The organism is Streptomyces sp. NBC_00647 (assembly GCF_045207245.1).
Classification (GTDB): domain Bacteria; phylum Actinomycetota; class Actinomycetes; order Streptomycetales; family Streptomycetaceae; genus Streptomyces.
On record NZ_CP109040.1, the window covers coordinates 10,200,218 to 10,215,687 of the forward strand.

The window sequence follows — 15,470 nt, forward strand, 5'->3', positions numbered from 1 at the left end:
CCCCCCCGGACGGGGGCAGGCGGGCAAACGGTGAGGTGACGTCCGCATCGCCCGGGTGTCGCGGACCCGAGGAAGCGGCGCTGACCGCGGCTCGGTGAGGCCGTCCGGGATGTCGAATGTCGCTTGTGGCGAGCCCGGGCGGTCGACGGCCCGGGCTCGGCGGCCGTCGCCGGGGTTTGCATGAACGTGTCGCTTTGACTGCCACGGGTCCGGTCCGGTCCGTTCCGGGTGCGGTCACCAGACCGCACGTGCAGCCGCGGCCGAGGTGGTGTCAGCCCGTTGTCGGGGCGGACGACACCGGCGTCAGCAGACCCCGCGCCTGGACGGCGGGGAGGGACAGCGTGCGATAGCCCACGCTCTCGAACAGGACCGTGATCCTGTTCCCCTCTTCGCTCATCACCTCGCCCTCGCCCCACGTGCTGTGCCCCACCCGCATCCCGGGCGGAAAGGCGCCGGCGCCGTCGGCCGCCACGGGATCCAGCGGGTCGGGGCCCGTACCGGAGAGGACGTCTCCTGTCCGGACGGGAGCCTCCTTCAACTCCTGTGTACGGGTGCATGTGTCGCAGCCCGCGCAGTCGCCTTCGGCCAGACGCTCACCGAAGTACCCGAGCATGTGGCGCCGGCGACAGCCGTTCGTCTCGGCGTACGCCCGCATCATCTCCACCCGGGAACGCTCGAGGTCGACACGGGCGGAAGCGATCCGCAGCGCCTCGCGGACGCAGGTGTCCCGTCGCGCCCCGGGGACGGCCCGAACGCCGCCGCGCTTCTCTGTCGTCACGGCTCCGGCCTCCTCCAGCAGGTGCAGCATCGACGTCAGCGGCGTCTGGGACAGCCCGGTGCGTTCGCGCAGACCGGTCGCGGTGACGGGTCCCTGGTGCTCGCGCACCGCGTCGATCAGCTCGCCCAGCGCCTCCGGGTCGGGGGGAGCGCCCGTCCGGAACCGCTGTACACCGAGGTCCTCGGGCCGGTACGCGAGGATCGCCGTCGACGGTTGTCCGTCGCGGCCCGCCCGGCCGATCTCCTGGTAGTAGGTGTCGAGGGAACCCGGCACCGACGCGTGCAGCACGAAGCGGATGTTCGGCTTGTCGATGCCCATCCCGAACGCGGAGGTGGCGACGACCACGTCGAGTCCGCCGTCCCGGAAGCGGTCGTGTGTCCGGGAGCGCTCCGCCGCCGACAGCCCCGCGTGGTACGCGGCGCTGTCGAAGCCGAGCGCCGACAGCTCCTGCGCGTACTGCTCGGCCTCCCGCCGCGTTCCCGCGTAGACGATGCCCGGTTTGGCCTCGGCCGCGGCCCGTTCCACCACCCACCGGCGCTTCCCCGCGTTCTCCCGGTGCCGCACGACCTCCAGCGTGATGTTGCGGCGGTCGAACCCCGCGACCACCTCGTGCGCCTCGTGCATGCCGAGCCGCTCCACGATGTCCGCCCGCACGGGGGCCGCCGCGCTGGCGGTGAGGGCGAGGAGCGGAGGCCGGCCGATACGGTCGCGCACATGGCACAGGGACAGGTAGTCGGGCCGGAAGTCGTACCCCCACGAGGACACGCAGTGCGCCTCGTCGACCACCATCAGCGCGGGAGCGGCCGCGGCGATCTGCTCCACCACCTCGTCCTTCGCGAGCTGCTCGGGAGAGACGAACAGAAAGTCCAGGCTGCCTTCGCGTACGCGCTCCCACACGGCCTCGTTGTCCCGTGGGCGCTGCGCGGAGTTGACGGCCGAGGCGCCGGACCCCTCGATACGGGCGAGATGGGCGACCTGGTCCCGCTGGAGCGCTATCAGGGGCGACACCACGACGGTCGGCCCCTCCAGCAGCACACCCGGCACCTGGTACACGGCGGACTTCCCCGCACCGGTCGGCATCACCACGATGGTGTCGCGCCCCGCCATCACGGCTGTCATGGCATCGAGTTGGGACGGACGCAGGCGCTCCCAGCCGAACACCTCACGGGCACAGCGGCGCAGGCGTCTCCTGAGTGACCTGGTCTTGAAGTATCCGACCTTGACGCGCATGGCACTCCTGACGCCGTTCTCCACTGGGGTTCGGCGCTCGTGTACCCCCGATGGGACGAAAATGCGGGCCGCTCGCGCGGAGTTGTCGTTCCGTGTCCTTGGCGTGCGACGGTGCGGGGTTCCCTGCATTGCTTTCGTCCTTTGTCCTCCGCTGATGTCGCCCCATCCGGCGCCCGTGCCCGCGACCGGAACGACGTGATGCCCACGTGCGAGGATGTCGGCGGATGCGCTCGCCGGGGATGGGGGAGATGACGGAATGATCGGGACCTTGTACCGGAGCGAGGACGTGCCGGCGGAGGACCGATTCGCGTACTGGCGGGAACTGGTCGGCCGGACGCGCTCACCCCATGACATCAGCAGCGTCCACGCCACCGACTTCCGGGCGGAACACCGGTTGATGGAAATGGGACCGGTGACCGTGTGGCCGTCTTCGTTCCTGCCGGCCCGCTACCGGCGCAGTCCGCAGCACGTGAGGCGGTCCGACCCCGAGACGTATCACCTCACGCTCTTGCTCGAGGGAGAACTCGCACTCGACCATGCCGGACGGAACAGCACGTTCGGTCCCGGTGACCTGCACATGGTCGACAGCTCGCGCCCGTACGATCTGCGGTCGGTCGGCGACGGTGAGCGTCGCGTTGTCAGGGGAGTGGGCGTGGACTTTCCCAAAGAGCTGCTGCCCGTGCCGACGCACCGGGTCGAGCAGCTGCTGGGCCGGGCACTGTCCGGCCGGGAGGGCACCGGCGCTCTCCTCACGGACTTCCTGGTCGGCTTGAGCCGCCAGGCCGAAACCCTCCAGCCGTCCGCCGCGCCGCGCCTGGGCGCGGTCGTACTCGACCTGATCTCGGCCCTGTTCGCCCAGTCCCTCGACTCCGAGGGCGCCCTGTCGCCCGAGACTCGGCAACACGCTATGGCGGAACGCGTCCGGTCGTTCGTCCGGCAGAACCTGCACGACCCGGAGCTGGCGCCACCCACGATCGCCGCCGCGCACCACATCTCCCTCAGCTACCTGCACCGGATCTTCCAGCAGCAGGGGCAGGGCGAAACGGTCGCGGCCCTGATCCGCCGCCAACGGCTCGAAGGCGCCCGCCGTGACTTGGCGGACCCCGCGCTGCGCAGCACGCCGATTCACGCTCTCGCCGCCCGCTGGGGCCTGCACCGGGCCTCCGACTTCACCCGTGCCTTCCGCACCGCCTACGGTCTCTCACCCAAGGAATACCGGCTCCAAGCGCTCTCCGAATACGCGAAGACACTCGAACCAACCTCCGGGCGCTCAAGGTCAGGATTCGTCACCGTGCCGCACGCGAGGTGATCTCGGCTGCGTAGGCGCCCCGGTCTCGGCGGCGGCTCGCGGCCATTCGATGGCGAAGGTGATGCCGATGCCGAGGTGGCCGCCACATCGAGATCCGCCGGGCTCCAGGAGGCAGCCGACCAGTCGACGACGCCGGTGGTCCGGGCCCCCGCCGACCTTGAAGGGCGGCACGTCGTCGAACAGCACCTTGCCCGGGTGGAAGTCCCGGTGCAGGAACCGCCCTTCATGGGGCGGCGCGGGCTTGCGGATCACGCCGATCGCCGCGCTACCGATAGGGTTCGCCCATGAAGGCAGCGGTGTACAACCGGTACGGACCGCCGGCCGTGGTGCGGGTCGCCGAGGTGGACAAGCCCTCGATCGGGAACCATGACGTTCTCGTCAGGGTGCACGCGACGACGGTGAACCGGACGGACTGTGCCTACCGGGCGGCCAGCCCCTTCTTCATGCGCATGCTCACCGGTCTTGCCCGACCCCGGCGTACCGTGCTCGGCACCGAGTATGCGGGAGTGGCGGAGGCCGTCGGTAGCGGCGTGACGTCCTTCACGGTGGGCGACCGGGTGTTCGGGTACAACGAGGGCGCGTTCGGAACTCACGCCGAGTACCTGTCGGTTCCGCACCACGGCCCCGTCGCGATCATGCCGGCCGGGGTGACCTTCGAGGAGGCCGCTCCCGGTACCGAGGGCTCGCACTACGCGCTGGCGTTCATCAGGACCGCGGGCATCCAGGCCGGGCAGGACGTCCTCGTGTACGGCGCGACCGGCGCGATCGGGTCGGCGGCGGTGCAGCTCCTGAAGCAGCGCAAGGCCATCGTGACCGCGGTGTGTGGCACGGCGCACCTGGAGCTGGTGAAGGGCCTGGGCGCCGACCGGGTCGTCGACCACACGGCGAAGGACTTCACGACGGACGAGCAGCGCTACGACGCGGTGTTCGACGCGGTCGGCAAGACCACGTTCGGCCGCTGCAGGAGGCTGCTGAAACCCGGCGGGGCGTACCTGTCCTCGGAGTTGGGCCCCTGGTGCCAGAACCTGCTCCTGCCGCTCGTCACGCCGCTGTTCCGCGGCAGGAGGGTGAAGTTCCCCTTTCCGAAGCAGGACCAGAAGATCGTGCGGCACTTGCGGGACCTGATGGAATCAGGAGAGTTCAGGCCGGTCATCGACCGGCGGTACCCGTTGGAGCACATCGTCGACGCCTACCGGTACGTCGAGGGCGGGCAGAAGATCGGCAACGTCGTCATCACCGTCGTACCGCCGAACTGATCTCAGCCGAGCGCCCTTTGCGGCCGGACCTCCGGACCCAGTCCGCTCAAGACCCCCACCGGCAAAGAGCCGTACCCGTGCAGCCTCGACACGGCCGGCGGCGCCGTGCCCTGAGACACCACCGGCAACTGTTGACCCCAGACGCCGGTCAGTGACCGAGCGTCGCCAAGTCGGCGGGCGAGCGTGACGGTGATGGGCTGGTCGAGGGCCGGTGCTCGCCGAGTTGTCCATGAACTCTCCCGGAATTGTCCTTGATCGGTAACAGACGCATCCCATGACCGCCGCCTCTCGTCCTGCCAGGTGGTCGGAAGACGACCAGGCATCGGCGAGGAACTGCGCGAGAGCGGGGCGGACATGGCACGGCACAGTGGCGGGCGGGGCTGGTACGGCAAGGTGGTCGGGGCGGCGCTCGGGGTGACGGTGCTGGCCGTCGGTGCCTCGGTGTGGACCGCGCAGGCCGGTGCCGTGGGCGGCTCGTCCCCTCACGCTGCGTCGGCCACGCCGGGCAGTGACGTCAAGCCGGCGGCGGTGACCATCGTGCACGCCTCGGACAAGGGTGTGCAAGGCGTCAACATCACCATCGACGACGGCCCCGACCCCGCGTGGACTCCTCAGGTGCTCGATGTGCTGCGGGAATACGGGGTGAAGGCCACGTTCTGCATGGTGGGGACGCAGGCGCAGGCCCACCCGGACCTCGTGAAGAAGGTGGTCGCTGCCGGGCACCGGCTGTGCGACCACTCCGTGTCGCACGACACCGCCATGGACGCCAAGTCCCATGCATACCAGTCGCAGCAGATACTCGACGCCGAACGCATGATCACCGAGGCGTCCGGGGGCGTACGGCCGATGTACTACCGGGCGCCCGGCGGGGCGTTCACTCCCTACAGCCGCAAGCTGGCCGCCTCCCGTGGCATGCGCCCGCTGGGCTGGAACGTGGACTCCAAGGACTTCGAGCGGCCGGGCACGGACACCATCGTCGCCACGGTCCAGCGGGAGCTGCCCAACGGGCCGACGCTCCTCTTCCACGACGCGGGCGGCGACCGCTCCCAGACCGTCGAGGCCCTACGCCGGATCCTGCCCTGGCTCAAGGAGCAGGGCTACTCCTTCGGCTTCCCGGTGCACTGAACCCGGTCCTGGGTCGGTCACGGGCCCGGTGCCGGCCCTCGAGCGGCCTGCGGCGGCCCGCGGCCGGCACCGGGCCGGGCCCCCGGCTTGTTGGCCTCCCGGGTACGCGAGGGCTCCTCAACGTCCGGAACCGGTCCTGCACGATGGTCGACGTGAACTCGCAGGCCTCTTTCTCCGCTACGCGCCGGGGGCGCGGAAGGCGACCTGGCGGCGGGCGGCCTCGTCGATCTCGTCGAGGGTGAGGAGCGGGGTGGCCCGTGTGCGAAGGGCACCGCTGGCCTTGACGGTGAGGCTGACGGCGGCCATGGAGACCGGGTCGGGGAAGTCGACGATGAGGATGATGTCGTCCTCACCGAAAGCGAAGTACATGGCCTCGACCGTGCCGCCGAGGCCGGTGACCACCTGGTCGACGGCGGCGCGGCGGCCACTCGCGCCTTCCTCCAGCAGCCCCTTGGTGCCTTGGGGCGTGTAGCTGGCCTGGATGAGGAACTTCGGCATCGGGATGCTCCCTGCCCATCGCTTGTCCGGTCCGCAAGGGCCTTCCCGCAGGCTCGCCGACTACCACTCCGACCGGGCCGGATTCATCCGGACAGCGGCGGGCCGCCGGTCATCTGGGCTGTGAGGCCCTTCCAGCGTGGGCCGTCCGGCCACCTGCTGTGGTGGCACATCCGGGCTTCCGCCGACTGTCAGCAGCCGCTGCCGGTGGGAGTAAGGGTCATCCGGGCGTGCTCGTCCGTGCCGATGGCCGCGTCGTAGGTCGTCTTGCTGACCTGGTACCAGACGTCGTCTCGGTTTGCGTCGCCGCCGAGGTTGTCCAGGCTGACGCACCACTGTTCCGGCCGGACGACGCGCCTGTAGGTCTCGGTTCCGCTGCGGACCTGCTTGCAGCTCTTGGACTGCTCCGTGGAGTACCAGGTGCGGGTGCGCCGCTTGGTGCCCGATCCGGTGCTTGTCGTGTGTTTGACCCGCCGCGTGCTCGTGCTGCACTTCCTGGTCATGTGCGGCCGTGTGGCCCGGGTGGTCCTGGCGGCGACGTGGCGGACCTTGTCCCGGAGGCCGAAGACGCTCGTGTCCGCCGTGGTGGCTGTGTCCGGCTGGGGCTCCTCGGCAACGCTTCCGCCGTCCTGGTCAACGTCGACCGAGTAGTCGGTGCCCTCGTCTTGGAGGTCGCTCCCGCTGCTGCACGCGCCGAGCCCGGCTATCAGAACTGCTGTCACTGCGGCCGTCACAAGTTGCTTGAACATGTCTTCCCTTTACGATCAACGGCCCGCAGCGTATCGCCAGCACCAAAACTCGTGGACAGCGCCACCGGTGAACCCCTTCGATGCGGTCCGTCAGCCACTGGAAGGCATCCTGCCCATGCGGAACTTGAGGACCGCCGGGCCGCCCCGCTCATGCAGCACATGTCCTGGAAGTGACTCGACGGCAAGAAGGTGTACGGCGTCGAGGGCGGAAGCTGGTCATGGAAACGGACGGCGTACTGGCGGAAGTTCGAAGCGAGAGCCTGGGAACAGACCCCAGTCGGTCACCTCCCCGTACCAGGACGCAGCCGGGTCCGTTCACAGGCTCTGAGGTCCGGGCTGTCAGTGGCGACTGACAGGATGAACGCATGGGGATCAACGACGTGCCGCGTCATCCGGTGAGCCGGCAGCGCTTGGAGCAGGCTCTCGGCGACAAGGCGGACCATGTTCAGCGCCGTTTCGAGGACGTCTACCACCACGAGTACCCGCTGCGCGAGATGTTGTCGGAGCTCGGCCACGAGCTGCTCGACCACGTCGCCGCACGCAGCGTGAGCGATCCAGACCTGCAGGAGGAGCGCACCCGGCTCGCGCTGACCACGGCGGCCGAATCCCTCCTCGGCGTACTGGAGCTGGGCTGCTGCCCCGGCGGCGACTGGGAGATCCCTTTCCCACTGACCCGCACGCGCTTCAGCAGTGAGGAGAAGGACTTCGACGAGATGCGGGACGCGACCGACACGGTCACCGCCCGGACGTGGGTCGAAGCGTTCCACATCTGTGTGGCCAGCGGCCTGGTGAGGGACTGGGAGCGGGCGCTCGGGTTGCTGCTCCGAAAGGACTACGCCCCGATGCTGCATAAGAACTTGCCCTACGCACAACGGGACTCGATCTCCGATCCGGCCGACCTCGCACACATGGACGCCCTGTGCGGCTACCTGACCCCGTCCTCGGGCCACCTGCCGCGGGACTGGCCGCAGGTGACGCTGTGCAAGCCATCCATCGACGAGCGGCTGGACGCGGCGCTGGCCCTGGACGCCGCCGAAGCGACGAGCCCCGACCAGCGGCTGCTGCGCGTCCTGCTCCGAGACGACCAGGCCGCCTTCGAGCGCGCGCTGCACCAGCGCCTGGAGGAGCACCGCGTCGGCGTCGGCGCGGATCCCGCGCCCCGGAGTCTGATGCCGCTCGGTGCCATCGCCCTGACCGCGCTCGCCGTGCAGGCGCACGACTGGAACCTGCGGATCAAGTCCGGCTATCTGCCCGCCTGTCTACTGAACGCCCCAGCCCCAGCCGCGTCCTGAACAACCCCCGTCTGTCCATGCGAGCAGACACGAGGGCTTGTAGCAGGCTCCGAGACTCCGGGCCGCGGGTGACGCACACACCGACGAGCCGGGGACCGTCCGACAGGGTGAGAGGCATGACGGACGGTTCCGACACTGGTCCTGCGGACGTAGATGACCGCAGGGCGACAAAGCACATCCTCGGTCGTCCCCTGAGGCAGACATGGCCGACGGCTGCGTTGGCACCGGGCAGCCGGGTCACGGTCGCGCGTGCCCCGGACTCGGACGGTCCTTGGCAGGTCGAGTTTCCTGGAACGATCGATCACGTGACCGACCGAGACGGAGTCCGTGAGGGAATCGCTTCGCCCTGCCCCAGACGGGGCGGTCAGTGGGCGATGCCGTCGATCAGTTCGCGGGCGCCCTGGCGAAGCAGGGCCAGTGCGACGGAAGCGCCGAGGTCCGAGGGGCTGAGGCGCCCGGCCCATTCGTGAGCGTTCAGGACGGTCTTCCCGTCCGGGCTGAACACGCAGGCGCGGAGCGACAGATCGCCCCGGGAGGCCTTCGCGTATCCGGCGATCGGGCTGTTGCAGTGGCCTTGGAGGACGTGGAGGAACATCCGCTCCGCGGTGGCCTCTCGATAGGTGCCGGAATCGTTCAGAGCGCTGATGACGTCGATGGTGGAGGTGTCGTCCTCACGGCACTGAAGAGCGAGAATGCCGGCCCCGATCGGCGGGATCATCGTCTCGGGCGACAGGACCTCGGTGATCACGTCGGGCCGGCCGATGCGCTCCAGGCCGGAGACGGCCAGCAGCAGTGCGTCGGCCTCGCCCGCGGCGAGCTTGTCCAGGCGCCGGTTGGCGTTGCCGCGGAACGGCACGCATTCCAGATGCGGGTGGGAGGCCGCGAGTTGCGCGACCCTGCGCACCGAGGAGGTCCCGATCCGGGTTCCCGCGGGAAGCTCGTCCAGGAGCAGGCCGCCGGGATGGACGAGGGCGTCCCGGATGTCGTCCCGCCTGAGGAACGCCGCGAAGGTCGTGCCGGCCGGCAGCGGCCGGTCCGCCGGCACGTCCTTGACGCAGTGCACCGCGACGTCCGCCTCCCGGGCGACGAGCGCGGCGTCGACCTCCTTGGTGAACGCCCCCTTGCCCTCGACCTGGGAAAGATCTCCCATCCATTTGTCGCCGGTTGTCTTGACCGGGACCACCGTGGTCTGGATATCGGGGTGGAGCACCGCAAGCTCGGCGCGGACGCGCTCCACCTGGGCCAGAGCCATGGGCGAGTCACGGGAGACGATACGGATCAGCTCAGGGGCGGACATGTCGTACACGATAGTCCGTGAGGCCCGACCCGCCGGTCCCAACTCAGAGACCCATCTCCTCGGCACAGCAAGGAGGTTGGGGTATCGGGCAAACGTGCGAGGAAGTCAATCGAGCGTTCCCGGTTGTCTGTGGGCGACGTGTCTGGTGGCAGCATGTCGTCCACGATGCACGGACCGACCGGTTCGAGCAGATCAGGCAGGTCGGCGACGTGCAGTACTCCACCGGGCGGCAGTCCAGGTAGGTCAAATCGAACAATGTTTCTGTGCTGCCAATCCCTGGATCTCTGCGCAGCGCTCAGGATCACGAGAAGGCCGCCTCCATGTCCGGCGGTCACTCGAACGAGTGAATTCCCGACGTCGATGATCAAGCCCGACGTCCATCAAGGCCGACGGCGAGGGTCCTCATCTGGTGCTCGCCCAGGCGCACCCGGAGTCCTTGCCTGGGCGACGGCGAACCGGATCTCGACTGAGCGGCCTCCGTCGGGTCAGTGCCAGTAGGAGGGGGTCGAAGACGACGATGGGGAGTCGTTCCAGAGGATGACCAGGACAGTGACGATGATCGCCAGCGCGACGGCGATGACCAGGGCGCACCCGATGGCACCGGGAAGGTTCTTCCTGCGGAGGCGCTGATCGAGCAGCTTGGCCTCGGGGGTGTCGTTTCGCCAGTGCGGCTGGAGCGCCGCGGTGCCGTCGGCGATCGCCCCGGCGACCCGGTTGACGTCCGCCGGGTGGTACGTGCGCCACGTGCTCTCGCCCCAAGTGCCGTGCGATACGCGATGGTGGTTGCGGACTCCGTTGGCGTTCGCGGTGGCGTGCAGGCAGGTCGGCCGGATGGTCGGCCAGGCTCGGGCCAGCTTCCTCTCGGTCAACCAGACGACGTGTTCCGGATCGGCTGCTGCCACGGGCGCACCCTCTCTCTGCTCGCAAACAGTCTCTCCCCGCTCCGGTCGGACAGGCAACACCCGCTTCCCGTACGCGACTTGACAGCTTGTGCTGCCACGAGCGACTGGACGTCTGAGGGTGTCGCCGACGGGTCATCGGATGCGGGAGTATCGGGCTCAGGCGCTGATCTTGTGACGACGGCAGTCGGCGGGCATGGGGGATGCCCGGTCGTGGTGGTCGAGGATGGATGGCGTGTGAGCGCATGGCTTCCGCGCAGGCCGACTTGCCGACGAGGGCCCTCCGGCTGCGCGGCCCGCCGTGTCCGCGAGCCGCTCGGAGATGCCCTTCACCTCGTGCAGCGCGTACACGTGGGCGAGTTGCCGCTCCGGGGCGAGCAGGCGCGCTGCGACTCCGCCCGGTTCGATGGGGGCCGATCGGTTCCGTGGTGGATGCTCAGTGGCGTTCTTCACGAAGTGTGCGAAGCCCACACCACTCGTCGCGGCAGGGCAACTTCAGACGCATTGCCAAGGACGTCTGGACGGAGTGCCAATGACATCTGGAAGGCGGCCCGACAGCCTTACACCGATTCGATCATTTCCGTTAGGGAAGGGCTTCTGATGGCCAAGATGAGGAACCGGATCGCCACCCTGCTGACTGCGACCGCCGTGATGGCCGGCGCCTCCCTCAGCATCGGCGCAGGCACCGCCAGCGCGGCTTTCAATGTCACCTACACGGTGAGCCACTACGACTCCGGCAAGTCGGCGACCATATACCTCTATCTCAACGGCGACTACGCCGGATACGTGAACTGGAACGCTGACCCGGACAGCTTCGGCACCCCTGGAGACGCGCTGCGGGCGTATGACGGTGCGGCCGACGGGTACGGAATCAAGGGGGCGACCCTATGGCCCAGCACGAACGGCACTGAGCGCACGGTTTCGACATATGGGCACTCCTACCCCTATTACACCGGGTGGAACACCGGCAACCTCACAGAAGGCACCTCTCTGGACCTCTACGGGTGCGTGGGGAAGTCCGCCGGGCCTGAAGCATGCGCCGGCCCGATAGACATCCGGGCGTAGGCGCGGTCGCCCGTCCGGGCAGGCGGTGGGTGGGTGCGGGGAGTTCCGGAAAGGAACTTACCTCTCCGCCTGCTCAGCCGTTCCGCTCGCCCCGAACAAACTCCTGCACACCGGCCCCCTGAACGCCTTCGACAAAGGTCAGGCCGGCATCTACCTCATCGGCATCCCGGAGTGGAACCACCCGGGCATGCCGCACCCGCTCTGACAGCTCATCGACCGGACCGACGAGCAGGGACGGGTGTGCGTGACCACCCCGCACATCACTTCCGCCGCTAACCGACCGTCCCCGCCTGCCCCGGTCCAGCTCCCGGCCGGGGCAGGCGGGGACCAGGGCGAAAATGTGCGTCACTCTGCGCAATCGTCCGCCCCTCAGCATCACTGGAGGGGCGGACGCTCCGTCGGCCACCCGGGCGGGCTGGCAACGACAAGCGCACGCTGGCCGAGGCCGTCACCGAGTGCGCGAGGACCGCGGCGAGTTGCGCGTTCTACGCCCCTGTCCGACGACTCCTTCGCCTACTACGACCGGCGGGTCCGTCGGCTCGGTACCAAACGCCTACCTAGGGATTTTGTGCCATATTTTGGACACATCTTCCGGCGAAAGGCATGTCATGAAGTTCGCGGTCATCGGCGGTACCGGGTTGATCGGGTCCCAGGTCGTCAAGAACCTGAACGCCGCCGGGCACGAGGCGGTGCCGCACTCACAGTCCACCGGAGTCGACGTCATCAGCGGCCAGGGACTGGGTGAGGCGGTGGCTGGGGCCGATGTCATCGTCAACCTGACGAACTCCCCGACCTTCGACGAAGCCTCCCCGGCCTTCTTCCAGACCTCGATGGACAACCTTCTGGCCGCGGCCCAGAAGGGCGGCGTCGGCCACTTCGTCATTCTCTCGATCGTCGGCGTGGACCAGGTGCCGGAGCTGGACTACTACCGGGCCAAGGTGCTCCAGGAGGACGTCCTCGCGGCAGGGCCGGTCCCCTACTCGATCGTCCGCGCGACACAGTTCATGGAGTTCATGGACGCTGTCCTGTCCTGGACCGCCGACGGCGACACCGTCCGACTGCCCGCCACGCCGATCCAGCCGATCGCCTCCAAGGACGTGGCCGACGCGGTGGCCGAAGTCGCCGCGGGCGCCCCGCTGGGGGGCATTCGCAACATCGCCGGGCCTGAGGTCTTCTCCTTGGACGAGCTGGGCCGGATCACACTCACCCACAAGGGCGACGGCCGCACCGTTGTCACCGACCCCACCGCCGGCATGTTCGCCGCCGTCAAGGGTGACGTCCTCACCGACAAGGACGCCCACCTCGCCCCCACCCGCTACGTCGACTGGCTCTCCTGAACCGCTCGCGCCCTCCAGCCTCCAGTTCGGCCAGACCCGGACGATTCAGGTAGCCGACAGGTGCTCCTGCTTCACCAGCACGCGCCCAATAGACGCCTGACACGAGGTCCGCCCCGCTTCTGGCCAAGGCGGGGGACCGCGCATACGGGTGCTGAAGGGCCCGTGGGCCGGCGGACGTGGAAGACATGCCGCGTGACCTGGACAGTGCCCCAGCCCATACCGACCACCCCCAGGTCTCAGCTGGCTCATACCGCTCTTCCCCGGGCCGCACGAGCCGGCAGTTGGCACCGAGAACGAGGCACGATTCCTGGACCTCGCGGACGCGGTCGTGGACGGTCGAAGTACGCGTCAGCTGACCCGAAGACCGACCGCCAGCGTCAGTTCAAGGACCCGGTGTGGCGATGCGAGATCCGGAAATAGCTCCCGCAGCTGCGACATCCGGTACCGGACTGTCTGGGGATGGACGAACAACGCCGCCGCCACCTCGTCCCGCCTGCCCTGGTGCAGCAGCCACGCCCGCAACGTCTCCTCCAGCCGCCGTGCGGTCGCGACAGGCAAGGTCCGCAACGGTGCGAGGGCTCGGGCACGCAGGTCTGCGAACGCGTCCGCGTCGGCGCTCAGCACCAGCTCGGGCAGGTGGTCCTCGGTGTCGCGAATATCAGAGGAGAGGGAGCGCGCGCGTACGGCTCGTGCGTACGAGGCGTACGCACGAGTCCATGGCCGGGCCGGACCGACCACGGCGGTGCGGTCGGTCAGCCGCCGCAAGAGATGTGATCGGTCGGCATCGGGGACGAGCAGCACGCCGGTGGCATCCGGCAGATCGTCGAGGACGAGGGTGCTCGGGTCGAGCGCGCGGTAGGCAGGCCGGGCCTGGGCGGCGGGCAGCAGGACAGCGGTCAGCGAAACCGGAGGCTGCCACCCGGCCCGTTGAACAGAGGCCAGCAGCACGTCCGGGCTCGCGCCGGCGAGGAGGTCGCGGGCCAGGTGTTCCAGGAGGCGCTCGTGGGCCCTGCCTCGGGCGGCCAGTTCGTCGGCGTGGCCCGCGGCGCTCGCGGCCGAGAGCTCGTCGATGTAGGCGAAGGTCAGCTCGGCGAACTTGGCGACCTCGGCGGCGGGCAGACCTGCGGGTACGGCACCCGCTGCCAGGCATCGCCAGGCCACGCGGGCGCCGACGCGGTAGGCGCTGAGCAGGGCGTCCATCGAACGGCCGTCGCGCACCTCGCCGCGGCCCAGCTCGTAAGCTGCGTCATCGCCGTCGCCGCCCGTGGCGTTCCCGCTCGCGAGGTCCAGGTAGTGCCCCAGGGCGGTGCGGACGGCTCGGCGGATGGTGCCACCCATGCGGCCCGAAAGGGCGTTGGCGTAGGACGGGACCTCGTCGATGATCGCCTGGACTACCTCGTCGGCGGTGGTCTTCAGCGCGGCCCGAAGTGCGGTGACCGTCGTCTCATCCAGGGCCAGCTCGGTGGCCCTCCGGATTGCATGGCTCATAGTTTTGTTCCCTGCGAACAATTCGGCCGACCAGATTTACGTCCTGCGGACAGGACTTTACGCCCTGAGGCGCATCAAGCTGGAGTCATGACGAGTGCAGCCCTCCGCAGTAGGGCGTGGAAACTGCTGGAGATGGTCACGACGCCGCTGCTGCCGTCGGACTACCTCGACCTGGTCAGCCCGATGCGTGCGGGCGCTGACCTGCGTGGGCGCATCGAGGCCGTGCACCCCGAGACGGGTGACGCCGCGACCATCGTGATCAGGCCGGGACGGGGCTGGCGCGGCCACACGGCCGGTCAGTACGTGCGGATCGGGGTCGACGTCGACGGGGTGCGCCTGTGGCGTGCCTACTCGGTCACCTCGCCGACAAGCCGCCAGGACGGCCTTGTCACGATCACCGTGAAGGCGATCCCGGACGGCAAGGTCAGCAACCACCTGGTCCGCAGGGCGAAACCGGGCACGCTGATCCAGCTCGACCAGGCGACCGGTGACTTCGTGCTACCGGAGGCCAAGCCCGCCAAAGTGCTCTACCTGACGGCCGGCAGCGGCATCACGCCTGTGATGGGCATGCTCCGCGACGTCGAGTTCGACGACGTCGTCATGGTCCACTCCGCGCCACAGCCGCAAGACGTGATCTTCCGCAACGAGCTGCACGACCTGGTCGCGGACAAGAAGCTGCGGCTCACCGAGCTGCACACCGACACAGACGGCATGCTCGACATCGCCCGTCTCGGCGAACTCGTGCCCGACTGGGCCGAGCGCGAGACCTGGGCTTGCGGACCCGCGGGCCTGCTCGACGCCGTCGAAGAGCACTGGACCGAGCACGGCGTCCGAGAGCGCCTGCACACCGAACGCTTCCGCCCCAGCATCGTCGTCGCCGGCGACGGTGGCGAGGTCACGTTCAGCACCACCGGCAAGACCGTCGACGCGGACGGCGCCACGCCGTTGCTGGACGTCGGCGAGGAGGCCGGCGTGCTCATGCCGTCCGGGTGCCGCATGGGCATCTGCTTCGGCTGCGTCACGCCGCTCAAGGCGGGCGCCGTCCGCGACCTGCGTACCGGCGAGATCACCGAGGCCGAGCCGGGCGTCCTCATCCAGACCTGCGTGTCCGCCGCGGCGGGCCCCTGCGACATCGAACGGTAGGAGCACC

Annotated in this window: 14 protein-coding genes; 7 read left to right on the forward strand and 7 right to left on the reverse strand. The window is 69.2% G+C overall.

Going from position 1 to position 15,470, the window contains the following annotated elements:
- Window positions 1–271 precede the first annotated feature (271 nt).
- Window positions 272–2,008 carry a RecQ family ATP-dependent DNA helicase gene (locus tag OG788_RS44760; protein ID WP_406376603.1) on the reverse strand — a complete coding sequence of 579 codons (1,737 nt, stop codon included), beginning with the start codon at window positions 2,006–2,008 and terminating at the stop codon, window positions 272–274.
- A 256-nt stretch (window positions 2,009–2,264) separates the two neighbouring features.
- On the opposite strand from OG788_RS44760, the gene OG788_RS44765 reads away from it, so the two are divergent.
- Window positions 2,265–3,317 (forward strand): helix-turn-helix domain-containing protein, encoded by a 1,053-nt coding sequence (locus tag OG788_RS44765; RefSeq protein WP_406376604.1) that lies wholly within the window; start codon window positions 2,265–2,267, stop codon window positions 3,315–3,317.
- Here the strand turns inward: OG788_RS44765 and OG788_RS44770 are convergent.
- Window positions 3,285–3,569 (reverse strand): hypothetical protein, encoded by a 285-nt coding sequence (locus OG788_RS44770; protein WP_406376605.1) that lies wholly within the window; start codon window positions 3,567–3,569, stop codon window positions 3,285–3,287. The genes OG788_RS44765 and OG788_RS44770 overlap by 33 nt on opposite strands.
- A 32-nt stretch (window positions 3,570–3,601) precedes the next feature.
- Between OG788_RS44770 and OG788_RS44775 the strand changes: the two genes are divergently transcribed.
- Both OG788_RS44775 and OG788_RS44780 read left to right on the forward strand, forming a co-directional pair.
- Window positions 3,602–4,573 carry an NAD(P)-dependent alcohol dehydrogenase gene (locus tag OG788_RS44775; protein WP_406376606.1) on the forward strand — a complete coding sequence of 324 codons (972 nt, stop codon included), beginning with the start codon at window positions 3,602–3,604 and terminating at the stop codon, window positions 4,571–4,573.
- 354 nt (window positions 4,574–4,927) lie between these two features.
- The gene (locus tag OG788_RS44780; protein WP_406377017.1) at window positions 4,928–5,698 is read left to right on the forward strand and encodes a polysaccharide deacetylase family protein; all 771 of its coding nucleotides are present in this window, start codon (window positions 4,928–4,930) and stop codon (window positions 5,696–5,698) included.
- A 177-nt stretch (window positions 5,699–5,875) separates the two neighbouring features.
- Here OG788_RS44780 and OG788_RS44785 read toward each other — a convergent pair whose 3' ends face one another.
- Window positions 5,876–6,196 (reverse strand): GYD domain-containing protein, encoded by a 321-nt coding sequence (locus OG788_RS44785; RefSeq protein ID WP_351552791.1) that lies wholly within the window; start codon window positions 6,194–6,196, stop codon window positions 5,876–5,878.
- A gap of 188 nt (window positions 6,197–6,384) precedes the next feature.
- Window positions 6,385–6,942 (reverse strand): hypothetical protein, encoded by a 558-nt coding sequence (locus tag OG788_RS44790; protein ID WP_406376607.1) that lies wholly within the window; start codon window positions 6,940–6,942, stop codon window positions 6,385–6,387.
- 365 nt (window positions 6,943–7,307) lie between these two features.
- Here OG788_RS44790 and OG788_RS44795 point away from each other — a divergent pair, with 365 nt between their 5' ends.
- Window positions 7,308–8,234, forward strand: a complete 927-nt coding sequence (locus OG788_RS44795; protein ID WP_406376608.1) for an immunity 49 family protein — start codon at window positions 7,308–7,310, stop codon at window positions 8,232–8,234.
- A 364-nt stretch (window positions 8,235–8,598) separates the two neighbouring features.
- Here the strand turns inward: OG788_RS44795 and hemC are convergent, their stop codons facing one another.
- The gene (gene hemC / locus OG788_RS44800) at window positions 8,599–9,531 is read right to left on the reverse strand and encodes a hydroxymethylbilane synthase (protein ID WP_406376609.1); all 933 of its coding nucleotides are present in this window, start codon (window positions 9,529–9,531) and stop codon (window positions 8,599–8,601) included.
- A 485-nt stretch (window positions 9,532–10,016) separates the two neighbouring features.
- Entirely contained in the window at window positions 10,017–10,433 is a 417-nt protein-coding gene (locus tag OG788_RS44805) for a hypothetical protein (protein WP_406376611.1), read from the reverse strand.
- A 597-nt stretch (window positions 10,434–11,030) separates the two neighbouring features.
- Here OG788_RS44805 and OG788_RS44810 point away from each other — a divergent pair.
- A complete protein-coding gene (locus OG788_RS44810; protein WP_406376613.1) occupies window positions 11,031–11,495 on the forward strand; it encodes a hypothetical protein in 465 nt (154 codons plus the stop codon).
- Between the two features lie 608 nt (window positions 11,496–12,103).
- A complete protein-coding gene (locus OG788_RS44815; RefSeq protein ID WP_406376614.1) occupies window positions 12,104–12,832 on the forward strand; it encodes an SDR family oxidoreductase in 729 nt (242 codons plus the stop codon).
- A gap of 348 nt (window positions 12,833–13,180) precedes the next feature.
- On the opposite strand, the gene OG788_RS44820 is transcribed toward OG788_RS44815, so the two are convergent.
- On the reverse strand, window positions 13,181–14,320 hold the full coding sequence (locus OG788_RS44820; protein WP_406376615.1) for a PucR family transcriptional regulator: 1,140 nt from the start codon (window positions 14,318–14,320) through the stop codon (window positions 13,181–13,183).
- 87 nt (window positions 14,321–14,407) lie between these two features.
- On the opposite strand from OG788_RS44820, the gene OG788_RS44825 reads away from it, so the two are divergent.
- Window positions 14,408–15,463 carry a ferredoxin reductase gene (locus OG788_RS44825; RefSeq protein ID WP_406376616.1) on the forward strand — a complete coding sequence of 352 codons (1,056 nt, stop codon included), beginning with the start codon at window positions 14,408–14,410 and terminating at the stop codon, window positions 15,461–15,463.
- Window positions 15,464–15,470: the final 7 nt, after the last annotated feature.

What these genes read in the sequence shown, in the direction of transcription:
- OG788_RS44825 (WP_406376616.1), top strand. Translation starts at nt 14,408, where the DNA reads ATGACGAGTGCAGCCCTCCGCAGTAGGGCGTGGAAACTGCTGGAGATG.
- OG788_RS44760 (WP_406376603.1), bottom strand. Translation starts at nt 2,008, where the DNA reads ATGCGCGTCAAGGTCGGATACTTCAAGACCAGGTCACTCAGGAGACGC.
- OG788_RS44790 (WP_406376607.1), bottom strand. Translation starts at nt 6,942, where the DNA reads ATGTTCAAGCAACTTGTGACGGCCGCAGTGACAGCAGTTCTGATAGCC.
- OG788_RS44765 (WP_406376604.1), top strand. Translation starts at nt 2,265, where the DNA reads ATGATCGGGACCTTGTACCGGAGCGAGGACGTGCCGGCGGAGGACCGA.
- OG788_RS44785 (WP_351552791.1), bottom strand. Translation starts at nt 6,196, where the DNA reads ATGCCGAAGTTCCTCATCCAGGCCAGCTACACGCCCCAAGGCACCAAG.
- hemC (WP_406376609.1), bottom strand. Translation starts at nt 9,531, where the DNA reads ATGTCCGCCCCTGAGCTGATCCGTATCGTCTCCCGTGACTCGCCCATG.
- OG788_RS44815 (WP_406376614.1), top strand. Translation starts at nt 12,104, where the DNA reads ATGAAGTTCGCGGTCATCGGCGGTACCGGGTTGATCGGGTCCCAGGTC.
- OG788_RS44780 (WP_406377017.1), top strand. Translation starts at nt 4,928, where the DNA reads ATGGCACGGCACAGTGGCGGGCGGGGCTGGTACGGCAAGGTGGTCGGG.
- OG788_RS44775 (WP_406376606.1), top strand. Translation starts at nt 3,602, where the DNA reads ATGAAGGCAGCGGTGTACAACCGGTACGGACCGCCGGCCGTGGTGCGG.
- OG788_RS44820 (WP_406376615.1), bottom strand. Translation starts at nt 14,320, where the DNA reads ATGAGCCATGCAATCCGGAGGGCCACCGAGCTGGCCCTGGATGAGACG.
- OG788_RS44810 (WP_406376613.1), top strand. Translation starts at nt 11,031, where the DNA reads ATGGCCAAGATGAGGAACCGGATCGCCACCCTGCTGACTGCGACCGCC.
- OG788_RS44795 (WP_406376608.1), top strand. Translation starts at nt 7,308, where the DNA reads ATGGGGATCAACGACGTGCCGCGTCATCCGGTGAGCCGGCAGCGCTTG.